General features: G+C 62.8%; 19 protein-coding genes and 1 pseudogene. 4 read left to right on the top strand and 16 right to left on the bottom strand.

Annotated features, from left to right (window positions below):
- The 3 genes from GOB81_RS16430 to tnpA form a co-directional block, all read right to left on the bottom strand.
- A partial coding sequence (locus GOB81_RS16430; RefSeq protein WP_194299929.1) for a transposase occupies nucleotides 1-408 on the bottom strand: 408 nt, incomplete at its 3' end.
- A 65-nt stretch (nucleotides 409-473) separates the two neighbouring features.
- Complete coding sequence (gene tnpB / locus GOB81_RS16425) at nucleotides 474-821, bottom strand: IS66 family insertion sequence element accessory protein TnpB (RefSeq protein WP_173571356.1); 348 nt, start codon at nucleotides 819-821, stop codon at nucleotides 474-476.
- Nucleotides 818-1,294, bottom strand: a complete 477-nt coding sequence (tnpA, locus tag GOB81_RS16420) for an IS66-like element accessory protein TnpA (RefSeq protein WP_173571355.1) — start codon at nucleotides 1,292-1,294, stop codon at nucleotides 818-820. The genes tnpB and tnpA overlap by 4 nt, the downstream gene beginning before the upstream one ends.
- A gap of 312 nt (nucleotides 1,295-1,606) precedes the next feature.
- Here tnpA and GOB81_RS16415 point away from each other — a divergent pair, with 312 nt between their 5' ends.
- Complete coding sequence (locus tag GOB81_RS16415) at nucleotides 1,607-2,023, top strand: hypothetical protein (protein WP_062497118.1); 417 nt, start codon at nucleotides 1,607-1,609, stop codon at nucleotides 2,021-2,023.
- A gap of 132 nt (nucleotides 2,024-2,155) precedes the next feature.
- Here the strand turns inward: GOB81_RS16415 and GOB81_RS16410 are convergent, their stop codons facing one another.
- The 6 genes and pseudogenes from GOB81_RS16410 to GOB81_RS16390 form a co-directional block, all read right to left on the bottom strand.
- On the bottom strand, nucleotides 2,156-3,235 hold the full coding sequence (locus tag GOB81_RS16410; protein WP_062497120.1) for an ArsO family NAD(P)H-dependent flavin-containing monooxygenase: 1,080 nt from the start codon (nucleotides 3,233-3,235) through the stop codon (nucleotides 2,156-2,158).
- Nucleotides 3,236-3,243: 8 nt separating this feature from the next.
- On the bottom strand, nucleotides 3,244-3,942 hold the full coding sequence (gene arsH / locus GOB81_RS16405) for an arsenical resistance protein ArsH (protein WP_062497199.1): 699 nt from the start codon (nucleotides 3,940-3,942) through the stop codon (nucleotides 3,244-3,246).
- Nucleotides 3,943-3,965: 23 nt separating this feature from the next.
- Entirely contained in the window at nucleotides 3,966-5,261 is a 1,296-nt protein-coding gene (locus GOB81_RS16400) for an arsenic transporter (protein ID WP_062497122.1), read from the bottom strand.
- Complete coding sequence (arsC, locus tag GOB81_RS17830; RefSeq protein WP_231100611.1) at nucleotides 5,261-5,698, bottom strand: arsenate reductase (glutaredoxin); 438 nt, start codon at nucleotides 5,696-5,698, stop codon at nucleotides 5,261-5,263. Before arsC ends, GOB81_RS16400 begins: the two co-directional genes overlap by 1 nt.
- A 141-nt stretch (nucleotides 5,699-5,839) precedes the next feature.
- Nucleotides 5,840-6,178, bottom strand: a pseudogene (locus GOB81_RS17825) (arsenate reductase ArsC); the annotation flags it as partial.
- 8 nt (nucleotides 6,179-6,186) lie between these two features.
- Complete coding sequence (locus tag GOB81_RS16390; protein WP_062497124.1) at nucleotides 6,187-6,528, bottom strand: ArsR/SmtB family transcription factor; 342 nt, start codon at nucleotides 6,526-6,528, stop codon at nucleotides 6,187-6,189.
- Between the two features lie 256 nt (nucleotides 6,529-6,784).
- On the opposite strand from GOB81_RS16390, the gene GOB81_RS16385 reads away from it, so the two are divergent.
- Nucleotides 6,785-6,967, top strand: a complete 183-nt coding sequence (locus tag GOB81_RS16385) for a hypothetical protein (protein ID WP_062497126.1) — start codon at nucleotides 6,785-6,787, stop codon at nucleotides 6,965-6,967.
- Here GOB81_RS16385 and GOB81_RS16380 read toward each other — a convergent pair.
- Nucleotides 6,956-7,387, bottom strand: a complete 432-nt coding sequence (locus GOB81_RS16380; protein WP_062497128.1) for a MerR family transcriptional regulator — start codon at nucleotides 7,385-7,387, stop codon at nucleotides 6,956-6,958. The genes GOB81_RS16385 and GOB81_RS16380 overlap by 12 nt on opposite strands.
- Nucleotides 7,388-7,456: 69 nt before the next feature.
- Here GOB81_RS16380 and GOB81_RS16375 point away from each other — a divergent pair, with 69 nt between their 5' ends.
- Together GOB81_RS16375 and GOB81_RS16370 are read left to right on the top strand one after the other, a co-directional pair.
- The gene (locus tag GOB81_RS16375; protein WP_062497130.1) at nucleotides 7,457-7,819 is read left to right on the top strand and encodes a mercuric reductase; all 363 of its coding nucleotides are present in this window, start codon (nucleotides 7,457-7,459) and stop codon (nucleotides 7,817-7,819) included.
- Nucleotides 7,812-8,036: a GDCCVxC domain-containing (seleno)protein gene (locus GOB81_RS16370; RefSeq protein WP_081107315.1), complete on the top strand. Its 225-nt coding sequence runs from the start codon at nucleotides 7,812-7,814 to the stop codon at nucleotides 8,034-8,036. The genes GOB81_RS16375 and GOB81_RS16370 overlap by 8 nt, the downstream gene beginning before the upstream one ends.
- 71 nt (nucleotides 8,037-8,107) lie before the next feature.
- On the opposite strand, the gene GOB81_RS16365 is transcribed toward GOB81_RS16370, so the two are convergent.
- The 6 genes from GOB81_RS16365 to GOB81_RS16340 form a co-directional block, all read right to left on the bottom strand.
- Nucleotides 8,108-8,248 carry a hypothetical protein gene (locus GOB81_RS16365; RefSeq protein ID WP_155723214.1) on the bottom strand — a complete coding sequence of 47 codons (141 nt, stop codon included), beginning with the start codon at nucleotides 8,246-8,248 and terminating at the stop codon, nucleotides 8,108-8,110.
- Between the two features lie 253 nt (nucleotides 8,249-8,501).
- Nucleotides 8,502-10,241: a relaxase/mobilization nuclease domain-containing protein gene (locus tag GOB81_RS16360; RefSeq protein ID WP_010666219.1), complete on the bottom strand. Its 1,740-nt coding sequence runs from the start codon at nucleotides 10,239-10,241 to the stop codon at nucleotides 8,502-8,504.
- A 294-nt stretch (nucleotides 10,242-10,535) separates the two neighbouring features.
- Nucleotides 10,536-11,207 carry a lytic transglycosylase domain-containing protein gene (locus GOB81_RS16355; RefSeq protein ID WP_010666220.1) on the bottom strand — a complete coding sequence of 224 codons (672 nt, stop codon included), beginning with the start codon at nucleotides 11,205-11,207 and terminating at the stop codon, nucleotides 10,536-10,538.
- Nucleotides 11,208-11,211: 4 nt separating this feature from the next.
- A complete protein-coding gene (locus GOB81_RS16350; protein ID WP_010666221.1) occupies nucleotides 11,212-11,550 on the bottom strand; it encodes a DUF736 domain-containing protein in 339 nt (112 codons plus the stop codon).
- 1 nt (nucleotide 11,551) lies between these two features.
- Nucleotides 11,552-12,109 carry a S26 family signal peptidase gene (locus tag GOB81_RS16345; RefSeq protein WP_010666222.1) on the bottom strand — a complete coding sequence of 186 codons (558 nt, stop codon included), beginning with the start codon at nucleotides 12,107-12,109 and terminating at the stop codon, nucleotides 11,552-11,554.
- Nucleotides 12,106-12,535, bottom strand: a 430-nt coding sequence (locus GOB81_RS16340) for a DUF2840 domain-containing protein (protein ID WP_173571354.1), incomplete at its 5' end; no start/stop codon positions are given. The genes GOB81_RS16340 and GOB81_RS16345, both read right to left, overlap by 4 nt.

The following is a 12,535-nucleotide window of genomic DNA, read 5'->3' as shown; positions in this document are numbered from 1 at the left end:
GGTGACGCTCTCCCCCAGTTTGCTCAGACGATCGCTGCCACAGCACGGACACTGTGTCGGTGCGGGGATGACGACCCGCTCGCGCGGCAGATCGGCACGCAGGGGCTGGCGTCCCCGGTTGCTCCGGGGTGCTGTCGTGCGGACAGCGGGATCCGCCGCATTTTCGGGCGCGTCCTCGGCGAGCGTCGTCTCCAGTTCTTCCAGTTCGAGTTCGAGTTGGGCCAGCAGGCGGCGCCCCCGCTCCGACGAGGCGCCGAAACGGTCCTGGCGCATCCGCGCGATAAGATGTTTGAGATGGGCAACCTGCGCTTCGGCGCTGGCCGCACGGGCTTCCGCGACCTCGGCACGCGCCTCGGCAGCGGCAAGTGCCGCGCGCAAGGCGATGATGTCGTCCGTGTCTCCCGTCATGAAGGCAGTTGATCACATGGGCGCTCAAAAGGGTACCAGTATATGCTGACCTGGCGCGGTTTTTATTATCCCGCCAGTTCAGGTCTCCATGTTTTCTGCGGATTGCGCCAGTCCACACCCTCCAGCAGACAAGTCAATTGTGACGGGGAGAGATGGATCGCTCCGTCCTTTGCCGAAGGCCACAGGAAATGCCCGCGCTCGATCCGCTTCGCATATAAGGAAAGGCCGATCCCATCGTGCCAGATCAGTTTCACCAGGTCGCCGCGTCGGCTCCTGAAGGCATAGACGTCACCCGCGAAAGGGTCACGACCCAGTGCTTCCTGGACCTTCAACGCCAGCCCGGGCATCCCCAGGCGCATATCGGTTACACCGGCCGCCAGCCATATCCTCAGCGTGGAAGGAAGCGGGATCATGATCGTAGTGCGCCCACAATCTCACGCAGACGATCAGCGGACAGCCCTGCGTCGAACTCCAGCCGCACACCGTCCGGAAAGACCAGGCTGACGGCTTGGCCGGACAGCGTTCCCTGTTCTCTCCGACGCTCCGATGGCTGCGGCTCGGGGGCCGGGGCTACCATGACAGGTATGAACGATGTCCCGCCTTTGGCCCGAGCCTCTCGCCGCCAGCGAAACACCAGACTTGGATGGATCCCATACTGTGCAGCCACCTCCCTTATGGGGCGTCGGCTCTCGTAGGACGCGATGACCACTCGCGCGCGAAATTCAGGGGCGTGCCAGCGGCGGCGATCCGAAACGATCTCGATCCGCGAGGCGCCCGCCAGCCTGTCCCGCTCGCCTGTCTCTCTACCGCTCCTTTGGAGCCTCTCTGCGGTACTACCTGCGACACTCGCAGGTAGTACCGCGTCCCTATCTCTTAAATCGCTCATGCTTCATAGCTGAACCAGACCAGAAGTATTCAGCAAGGCGTCAGTCGCCGGGAGCTTACGGCAGCATTATCAATGAGGCCGTTCCTGATGCACTTCTATGTCTTCTTCATGGATCGAACGCGTGTACAGATTTTGAAATTACTGATGATCGGCCGGATCCTGACGGACCGACATCTACCGCACAGGAAGGTTAGTGTGGGATTCAAACGCCATGGTTGGCGACAACGGTGAAATGACATAGACAGAAGAGAACATCGGACATCATGCAGGTGAGGTCTTCGGCCTCTGTCTCTCCATGGGAAAGGACTGAAAATGCGCATCAGCGGCATATCTTCGATTATCGGCAATGCGACACAATCCTCATCAGGAGCCGCAACAGAAAAGACAGGAATTCTGCAATCTTCGTCCCTTGACTTCAGCAACATTTCCGCATCGAACCTGCAAGACGTGAATGCAGAACTTTATGATCAGGGGAAAATTACTCTCCGTCAAAGCGGTGAACTCTCACTACTGGACGGATGGGCACTCCAAGGCGTCAATGGCGGCCAGCTTCGCCAGTCATCCACCGGCAATCTCAATGCCTATTCCTTGCTTGATACAATGATCAACTATCAGGAAACGAACGGCATCGGCGATGTGAAAGATACGGTTGCGTCCCTCAAGGCATTGCGCAGCACTCTCGCAGAGTACGATACGAACAATCAGAATAAAACGACAGTCGTCGCGTGAGATTTCTTTATCCGCAGGGATATCGGATCGTGTGAAGTGCCTAAAGTTCGTGGTTGATAGCAAGTTCTATGCTGGCCGCTGCGCGCGGCAAACGGACGGTCGTAGTCGCGCCCCGGCCGCCGGAATATCCATTCAGTTCTTCGTTAATCGGACATCCTGTGTCGGCGACGCAAGCCAGGCCGCCAGTTGCCTGACCATAGATCGTGCGACGCGGCCTGCCCCCAGCAGGGTGGCGCATGCGGGGCCGCACCAGGATCCATAACCCAGCAGCCAGAGACGTGGCTCCCTGACGGCCTGCTGTCCGTTAACGCGAATCAGCCCGTCCGGCTCGATCACGTCGAGCGGCGCAAATGCGGAGAGCGCGGGTCGGAAGCCGGTACACCAGATGATCGCGTCGATGGCTTCTTCCCGCCCGTCGGGCCAGACGACGCCCGTTGCGGTCATACGTACAAACGGGCGCACCGCGTGGAGCACGCCTCGCTCCATGGCGGCGCGCACAGGTGGTACCATGACGATATCGCCAAAACCGCCGGCAGGCATGGCCGACGGGCCGCCGAGAACGCGAGCGGTCGCCCGCTCGAACAGAACCCGTCCATCCACGTCATCGGGCAAGAAGACGGGGTCATGCAGCGTGACCCATGTTGCCTGGGCGACAAGCGACATCTCCGCCAGGATCTGCGCCCCGGAATTGCCGCCTCCCACCACAAGCACACGCCGGCCAGCAAAGGGCGCGGCATTCCGGTAATGGCTGGAATGGAGTTGCGTCCCGCCAAAGAGGTCATGCCCCGCGACATCGGGAATGAAAGGGGCTGACCACGTACCGGTCGCCCCGATAACCGCACGGCTGAGGAAATCACCTGTGTTCGTCCGGACATTCAGGAGTTTTCCTTCCGCGCGCTCCACGCGATCGACCGATACGGGGCGGTGGATCGGCGGCGCATAGCGCGCCTCATACCGGTACAGATAGTCCAGCACCTCGTCGCGGGTGGGGTAGCTGCCATCGGGCGTGTCGGGCATCGGCCAGCCGGGCAGTGAACTGTAGGACGCGGGTGAAAACAGATGCAGGGAGTCCCAGCCGTGGACCCATGCCCCTCCCGCCTGCGTCCCGTTGTCCAGAATGACGTAGGTCAGCCCGGTCCGGCGCAGGAAATAGGACGCGGCGAGCGCTGCCTGACCGCCGCCCACGATCACGACATCGAACGGTTCCGCCATTGCCCGGCTCACAGACTTTCCGGGAGACGAAATTCCGCCTTGCGTTCACTGTAGCGATCCACGAGGTAGTCGGCCCGGTCGCGCAAAAGCCATGTGAACTTCACCAACTCTTCCATGACATCCACCATCCGGTCATAGAGGGGGGACGGCTTCATCCGGTCATCGTCACCGAACTGCGTATAGGCCATTGGCACGCTGGACTGGTTGGGGATGGTAAACATCCGCATCCACCGGCCCAGCACCCGCAGGGCATTGACGGAATTGAAGCTCTGCGATCCGCCCGAGACCTGCATGACCGCCAGCGTGCGGCCCTGCGTCGGGCGGATCGAGCCTTCGGTGAGGGGCAACCAGTCGATCTGGTTTTTGAATACTGCCGTCATGTTGCCGTGCCGTTCAGGGCTGCACCAGACCTGGCCTTCCGACCAGATTGAGAGGTCCCGCAGTTCCTGCACTTTCGGATGGGTCGCAGGCACGGAATCCGCTACCGGCAGGCCGGTCGGGTCGAACACCCGTGTCTCGGCCCCCAGCACCTTCAGGATGCGTTCTGCCTCAAGCACCAGCAACCGGCTGAAGGATCGGGGACGCAAAGAGCCGAAGAGCAGAAGGATACGCGGCGGATGGTCCACACGCGGTTGCGGTTCCAGCCGCGCGAGATCGACCCGTTCAAGATATTCGGGGTGGAGGGCCGGCAAGTCAGGTTCAGTCATTGTGATATCGGTCCATTCGTGCATTACAGGTGGCTGATCCAGGGCAGCCACAGGGCCAACGCCGCGAGCGTGACCAGCAGGACAGGCGGGGTGATCGCCAGTCCGACTTTCATATACTGCCCCCATGTGACCCGATGCTTCTTGGATGCCAGCACATGCAGCCATAGCAACGTGGCGAGACTGCCGATCGGGGTGAATTTGGGGCCGAGGTCACAGCCGATGACATTGGCATAGACCATCAGGTCGCGAGTCAGCGGTGTGATGTCGTGAGCCTGCTGGATCGCCAGCGCCCCCACCAGCACGCTCGGCATGTTGTTCATGACCGACGAGAGAAGGGCCGCCAGAAAGCCGGTGCCGATCGTGGCCGTGAATGTTCCCTGATGGCCGAGCCAGACCAGCGCGGTCGCGAGATAGTCAGTCAGCCCGGCATTGCGCAGGCCATACACCACCAGATACATGCCCAGCGAGAAGATCACGATCTGCCACGGCGCGCCGCGCAGCACTGTACGGACCGGAATGACGTGTCCCCGCCCGGCGACGATCAGGAGAGCCCCAGCCGCAAGACCTGCCACGATGCAGACTGGGATATGGAACGGGGCGGTCAGGAAATACGCGGCCAGGACCAGCGCCAGCAATGGGAACGCGGCGCGGAACACGGCATGATCCCGGATCGCCGTGGCCGGGGCGGGGAGTTCGGCCACGGGATAAGTCGCCGGTACCTGCCGCCGGTACCGCAGCCAAAGCACCGCCAGCGTCGCGCCCAGCGCCACCAGATCGACAGGGACCATGATCGCGGCATAGCGATCGAACGCAATGCCAAAGAAATTGGCGCTGACGATGTTCACCAGGTTGGAGATGACAAGCGGCAGGCTGGTGGTATCCGCGACGAAGCCAGTGGCGATAATAAAGGCCAGCGCCGCAGCAGGACTGAGGCGAAGCTGCGTGAGGATGGCGATGACAATGGGCGTGAGCAGCAAGGCCGCGCCGTCATTGGCGAACACAGCCGCAATGGCCGCTCCCAGCACCACGATCAGCGGGAATAGCGTCCGGCCTCGCCCCTTGCCCCAGCGCACGACGTGCAGGGCGGCCCAATGGAAGAACCCGGCCTCATCCAGCAACAGCGAGATGACGATCAGCGCGATAAAGGTGAAGGTCGCGTCCCAGACGATGTGCCAGACGACAGGAATGTCGTGCCAGTGGATCACGCCAGCCGCCAGGGCCACGGCGGCACCTGTCATGGCGCTCCAGCCGATGCCCAGCCCCCGAGGCTGCCAGATGACAAAAACCAGCGTGGCAACGAAAAGCAGAAGAGCCAGCATCAGGAGATCCGCTTTCCGGATTCATCGACGATCTTCTCGCCGTCCTCTTTGACGAAAGCGCCTCGCTGCGGGTTGGGCAGGATGTCCAGTACCGCCTCGGACGGACGGCAGAGCGCAACACCGAGCGGGGTGACGACGATCGGCCGGTTCATCAGGATTGGATGCGCCATCATGGCGTCGATCAGGTCGTCATCGGTCAGGGATGGATTGTCGAGGCCAAGCGCATCATAGGGCGTGCCCTTGCGCCGCAGGAGATCGCGAACCGAGATTCCCATGCGCGTGATGAGACTGACCAGTTCGGCGCGCGATGGCGGAGTTTTGAGGTATTCGATGATGGTCGGCTCGATCCCCGCATTGCGGATCAGGGCAAGTGTATTGCGCGATGTGCCGCAATCCGGGTTGTGATAGATCGTAACGCCGGTTGTCTCGGTGCCAATGTCGCGCAATTTCGTCACCAGACTGGCAGTCTCAAGCTTGGCGATCGGCAACGCGACAAGCAGGGAAATACGATTCTTCAGACCCTTGAACGCCGAGACGAACGCGCGTTCCCGGTCGGCATCGGTTCCCGAAACACTACTCGGATCGGGAATGCCCCAATGGGCCGTGATGGGTTTTCCTGGCCATACCGGACAGACTTCTCCTGCGGCGTCATCGCAGACGGTAAAAACGAAATCCATAACGGGAGCGTTCGCAACAGCGAACTCATCCCAGGGCTTGGAACGCAGCCCCTCGGTCGGGTAGTCGAAGCTCGTCAGTACTTTCAAGGCGAGAGGATTGACCTGCCCCTTGGGATGGCTTCCGGCGGAGAAGACTCTGAAATGGCCGGCACCATCCTTGCGCAGGATGCTCTCGGCCAAGATTGAACGTGCGGAATTACCCGTACACAGAAACAAGACATTGAAGACGCGATCGGTCATTGGGGGGCTCACTCGGATGGGCAGCAGGAGGACAGTTCTGCAACCAGTGGCTCACAGAGTTCGGGGCTTCGCCCGCAGCAGTCCTTGACGAGAAACAGCATCAGTTCCCGCAGGCGCGGCAGGCAGGCACGATAGACAATCACACGGCTATGGCGCTGCGAGGTCAGCAGGCCAGCCCGCGTCAGGGTGGCGAGATGGGCCGAGATCGTGTTCTGCGGGACATTGAGATGCCGCGCGACGTCTCCGGCCGGCAGCCCGTCCGGTTCGTGGCGCACCAGCAGGCGGAAGATTTCCAGTCGCGTGGATTGCGACAGTGCGCTCAGGGCTGATAGGCTCGATTCGGTATCCATATATCCTTACTCACGGATATATGGAATATTGTCAAACCCCTTTCGCCCGATGGACCGTTCCTGTCGCCGGATTGCTCAGCGTCATTGCCGATTTCCGACTGGCTGCTTTCCCGACATCGGCCATTCATCATTCTCTATTCCACTGATGGCGGGCCGGCGGGACCGCGCATCACACGGACGCTCGACGATGCCGCCGTCAAGCTTGGGCCTTTGCCTGCCATGATCGCCGATCGGGTGCGTCGCTGCACCCGCCGCGTTGATCGGTGCGTCCAACGTTTTCGGGCTGGCCGTCGCTGCCGCGATCAGCCTGTTCGGCCTGGGCTCGGGCGCTGCGCTCGCGATCGTCGTGGGTGTGCTCGTCGAGGTCCCGGTTATGCTTTCGGTCGTTGGACTCGTGAAGCGCACGCGACTCTGGTATGAGGTGCGTTCAGCCGTCTGAGGGTGCGGCTGACGGGGTCACCTCGGCGAGGGTTTCGAGCAGCGGGCAGCCGCTATTGTCGCCGCGTTCGCAGGCCTGCACCGCCCTCGTCAGCACGCTCGCCATCCGTTCGAGGTCGGCAAGCTTCGAGCGCACTTCTGCCAGATGGTCCTTTGCCAGATCGTGCGCTTGCTGGCACGACTGCGCGCCACCCTCAGCCAGCGTCAAAAACGTCCGGATCGCCTCGATCGAGAAGCCGAGTTCACGGGCTCGGCGAACGAAGCTCAGACGGCGCACGTCGCCTGCACCGTAATGGCGATAACGCCCGCGTCGGATCGGGACAGGAAGCACGCCGATCCGCTCATAATAGCGGATCGTCTCGATGTTGCAGCCGGTTTGGCGTGAGAGTTCGCCGATCGGTATCGTTTCTGAAGCCGGCATGAAGATTCCGCTTGAGTCTGTAGTTGCTACAGATGGTATCGCTCGGTTCGGTCACGCACAAGGATTCGTATGTCGCAACCTCTTCAACCCCGCCCCAAGGGTATCGGTGCCGCCTCCCTCACACTCGGCGGGATTGCGGCGGCATTCGCCGTCGCCTCGTGTTGCGCGCTCCCGATCCTGCTCACGTCAGCCGGACTCGGCGTCGCCTGGCTTTCCGGCATCGCGGTCGCAACTGCGCCCTTCCGCACGCCGCTTCTGATCGTCGGCGCGCTGTTCCTCCTGTTCGGTGCGGTCTTGCTCGGGCGGCAGCAGGTTGCGGCATCGCGTTGCGGACCGGACGGTGTCTGCACGCCGCCGGCGGTCCGGATATTCACCTTTGCTGGCCTGCTGGTCGGCGTCGTGCTGCTCTATCTTGGCTACCGTTATGCCTGACGCCGCGATCGAACTGCGCTCCACGCTCACCTGTCCACATTGTGGGCATCAGGCGACCGAGACCATGCCGACCAATGCGTGCCAGTTCTTCTACGACTGCAAGGGTTGCGGTATGGTGCTCAAGCCCAAGCCGGGCGATTGCTGCGTATTTTGTTCCTATGGAACCGTGTCGTGTCCGCCGGTCCAGGCCGACGGCAAGGATAGCTGCTGCCGTTGATTGGCAAGCCACCGCAAATCAGCGGCGTAGCACCTCAACCGCAATCAGCTTGATCCTGGGCCACAACAACGTCAGCCAGCACCATCATCGCGGTCGCGATGCCCAAGCGGAGTTATTATCGCTGGATCGAGCGTGGCGTGCTCGACGGTTGTCTGGCGACCCTGATCGGGGAAGTGGCCCGCCACAGCGCGCTGCAAGCCCGGCTTCGTCACGCTGCTCCATTCCATTTCGCCCCTGCGGGTGCAGCCCGCCGCTTCTGCGGGCCTCTCGGCTCGCTCTCGTCGCCCACCCCCGCCTCGCGGGAGGTTCATGGGGCTTTTTGGGCAGGGCCGGTGGCAGCGATGATTTTTTCTTCCGACCGCCGTTTGGGACTGGACTGTCAGGATATGTCGCCAGCAACTTCCTGTCCCTCGGCGCGTCTATCTTCAATCCAGGGGAATTTAACTGTCCTTATCGCTACGACGACTACAGTCCGAGCCCCCGGTTCCGGGTGAAGCTCCAGTCGATCCCGCCATCGTCGCGTGCGACGCCGGAGACGTGCTGGCCCCGCTGCTTCTCCAGCGACGGAGTCCATGGTACAAGCTGGAACTGGAGCCCATCATCGATCATCGCATAGCGGCCGGAGGCCAACGTCATGCGTTGACGATACGTGCCGGTGACATACTCACCCGAGGCCGACTGGCTGAACGCCCGGCCTGTCTCGCCGGCGAGCTGCTCTCCGACTTCCCGGACCTCGCGGTCCCTGAGTTTCCCGATCAGGTTGCGCGCAAGGACCACCCCCTGCGTCCGACGTTCGGCAAGACCCTGCTCAATCAGTTGCTCGGTCCGCCGCTCCATCGCCTCGCGCACTTCGGCACCGAAGCCACTCTGGCCTAGCGCCGCGGGATCGCGCGCCACTGCTTGCCGGTCGAGCCAGGTGGCCCCTCGCGCCGTCACCTGATCCTCAATCGACAGGTCAGAACGAACAGCCAGAGCAACGCGACGCTGCCCTTTCCTGTCATCGAAGGCGCGAAGCTCCACAACCGATCCCATGCTGCCATCACCGGTCGCATCGAGATCGGGAAAGCGGATATGATGCGTGCGGCCATCCACCCCGTCGATGACGGCGTAGGCAGTGCCTTTCAGTTCATCGTCCAGCCCGCGATCGACCAGCCTGCCGATGACGGGAACATCAAGGCTTTCACCCCCCAGCACATAGCTCGACGCGCTCCGCTCGATGCCGCGCTCGGTCAGGGAGCGGTGGATACGCTTGATGATGTCGCCGCGCTCCCCGAGTTCGCGGAGCGTCACCTCGGCGGATTCATCCAGCATCCATTGTCCCTGACCGACCTGATGGGCGAGGCCAAGCCCTTCCAGGCTGCGCAGGCGCCCGACCTTCAGGGCCTCGAACGGATCAGGCTGCCGATCCGGCGCTGGCGCCATGTCGATGATGCCGTTGCGGCCCGCGTCGCGGGCAAGTTGCCGGTCAAGCTGGGTCCAGTGCTCGGCATCGACCTGGCGTTCGAGTGCGCGGTGAATTTCGACGTCATTGCGCGGCCCGAGTTCCTGCGTCACCAGATCCTGGGCGCGGGCGCGCAGGCCCTCGCGGATGTAATCGCGGGAGATCACGAGATCGCTGCCATCTTCGGCCACGCCGCGCACGAGGATATGGACATGGGGGTGCTGGGTGTTCCAGTGGTCCACCCCCACCCAGTCCAGTTTTGTGCCGAGGTCTTTCTCCATCTGCCCGACCAGCTCGCGGGCATAGCCCTTGAGGTCGGCCATGTCGGGCGCGTCCTCGGGTGAGACGATGAAACGGAAATGGTGACGGTCGTCCTCGCAGCGCTCGGCGAACGCCTTCGGGTCAGCATCGTCGATGCCAGGACCGAAGAGCCGCGCCTTTTCGCCGTCCTTCGTGACCCCTTCCCGGCGCAGGTAACGCAGATGGGCGGCGAGTGGCGCCTTGCGCCCGCTGTGGCGCACGACACGGGCCTTGACGGTCACGCGGCGGGCACGGCTGGTCAGCAGACGATTGGCCCTGGCTGCTGCGACGCGGCCACGCCCGAAGGACGAGCGGGAACCGCCGCCGCTGCGGCCCGATCGGAACCCACCGCCTCCGGCACGCTGGGCCGAGGCGAGGGCCTGGGCGACGAAGGGCTTGAGCCGCTGGGCGCGCGGCGAGCGGATGCGGCCCAGACGGGGCTGGAAATCATTCTCGCGGGCCATTGGCGCCCCGAATGTGCGAAAAAGGCCGGTGCAACAAGGAAAAGTAGGGTCGGAAAACATTGGAGGAGAGAGAGAAACATTGTGTAGGAAAGGTAAAAACGCTGGAAAACCAACACCCCAACCGAGGCGCAATGTGCGCCCTTTTATCTCGCCTCTTCTTTGCCCAGACCCAGTGCGCCCCCTGATCCCTGCTACGATCCCTCATGAGAAACGCTGGACCACGCCAGACCACGATGATGCGCTGACCTGCGACCGGCTGCGAATGGGCGGTAAGCAGAGGCGGATTCGGCATGGTCATGGTGCCGGCTCCCTGTCAGAAACCGTCACGAACAGGCCAGCGGAGTGCGGTGCAATAGGCGACAGATCGCGTGCGGTGATGTTGGCAGACGCATCGTTCGCGAGTGCGATAAAGATCGGCGCGCGCCTCCATGCCAGGGGATCGGGATGCACCGCCAGAAGCGGTATTGTGTCACCGTTCTGGCCGAGAAGAGGCAGAAGACCGGCGACATAGGCGAGTGTTTCGGGCGGCAACGGGCGATGCCGATCGCGGAAGTCCTCGTAGCGTCCCGGTCCGGCATTATAGGCTGCGAGAAATCCCGGTGAGCCGTAGCGATCGTGCATCTCGCGCAGGTACGCAGCACCCGCGAGAATGTTGTCATGCACATCGAATGGATCACTTCCCAGCCCGTAACGGACACGCAGGTTGGCCCAGGTCGTGGGCATGATCTGCATGAGTCCGACCGCGCCTTTTGACGAAATCGCGCTGGTGTCGCCGCCGCTCTCAGCACGCATCACCGCCCTTATCCAGGCGGTCGGAACGTCGAAACGGCGGACTGCCTCAGCGATCTGGGCAGCAAAAGGATCGGTGCCGGCGAGTGTCGAAACCGACGCAGCCCGTGTCTGGTCGGCAGCAGCCAATACGCCGATCGCGGTGATGCCGACAGCGAGGAAGAAGGCGCGTCGCATCGTCTCAATCTCCCCGTTCGGCGCGCTTTGACGGGCGCGTCCAGTTCAGCACCCAGACCGCGCGGTCGTCGGCGGTGCGGAAGAGATTGGCCCGGATCGGCTGCGTGAAGGCGGGATCGTCGAGGGCTACGGCGATGTATTCACCAGCCCTCTCGCCGGTGCGTTTCCAGCCTGCGCCGACCTCCGGGCCGTCCGCGTCGGTGAGATGGACGCGATAATCCGGAGCATGTTCGGCATCAGAAAAATCGGCCGGAATGAGGATAAGATCCTGCGTCACGGTGAGGGTGCGGATGCGCCCGGCAAAGCCGGTTTTGGTGCGGGTGAAAAGACCGATCTGTGCCATCTTATTGTCCTTTCGAGGATGGATTGGAGGATGAGGCGACGGCCTGGCCGCTCCCGGATGGACGCCAGACCGGGGTGGCACGGCCGATGACGGTGGAGAGGGACAGCACGCCGAAATATCGACCGTCGAGACTGCGTGGTTCGGCCGGGTTCATGACGAAGACCTGGCCGGGATCGAGGTGTTGGCAGCCCTGCCAGACGGGCAGCGGGCGGCCACGGTGATCGACGGATTGCGCGTCGCCAGCGAATTTTCCGTCGATGGTGATGCGTTGTCCGGTACGGCAAACGGACTGCCCTGCGATGGCCGCTACAGGTTTGAGCAGGGGCACACCGAGAGGGAGGTAGCCGCGCGTCGCCAGCAGCGTCGCCGCGCGCTCGGGCAGACGGACAGCGACCAGATCGCCGACATGCGGCGAAAGGTCCGTGTGCAGCCGATAAAGTCCGATTGGCACGCTCGCCGTCTCATTCCAGATCAGCCGGGGCATAGGATGCACGGCCAGTGAAATGCCCACGCCGAGCACCGCGAAATAGGTGGCGAAGAACCAGCCACGCCGGGTCATGACGTCACCTGCCGTCGCTTGAGCCATGCTGACTGCTGCTCACGCGTGTAGCTGCGGGGCTCATGTCCGGCACTGATGCGATGGTGGAGATGCCGCCAGTATTCGGGTGCGGCATCCGCCGGGTCGATGCCCAGCGCGTCAATAACGTCGATCGCCCGGAGTACGCGCTCGACCCTCGGCCAGCTATCGACACGCAGCAGGATTTCGCCACCGGGACGCACAAACGGGAGGGTCTGGAACGGGCTTCCTGCCTCCACCGCCCGTACGATGTCCACGCGGGAGACCGTGGCTCCCAGATCGTTCGACGCCCAGCGAACGAAGGCGAAGATGCTGCCCGGCGCGAAACTGGAAATGCGGCGGCGACCATCAAGGATCTGTTCGTCAACGCGGTGGCCGAAGCGCAACCAGTGCTCGATACGCTTCTCG

This window comes from Acetobacter conturbans, assembly GCF_011516755.1.
GTDB classification, from domain to species: Bacteria; Pseudomonadota; Alphaproteobacteria; order Acetobacterales; family Acetobacteraceae; genus Acetobacter; species Acetobacter conturbans.
The sequence above is the reverse complement of the archived record's forward strand: the minus strand, read 5'-3'. Positions and strand labels throughout refer to the sequence as shown.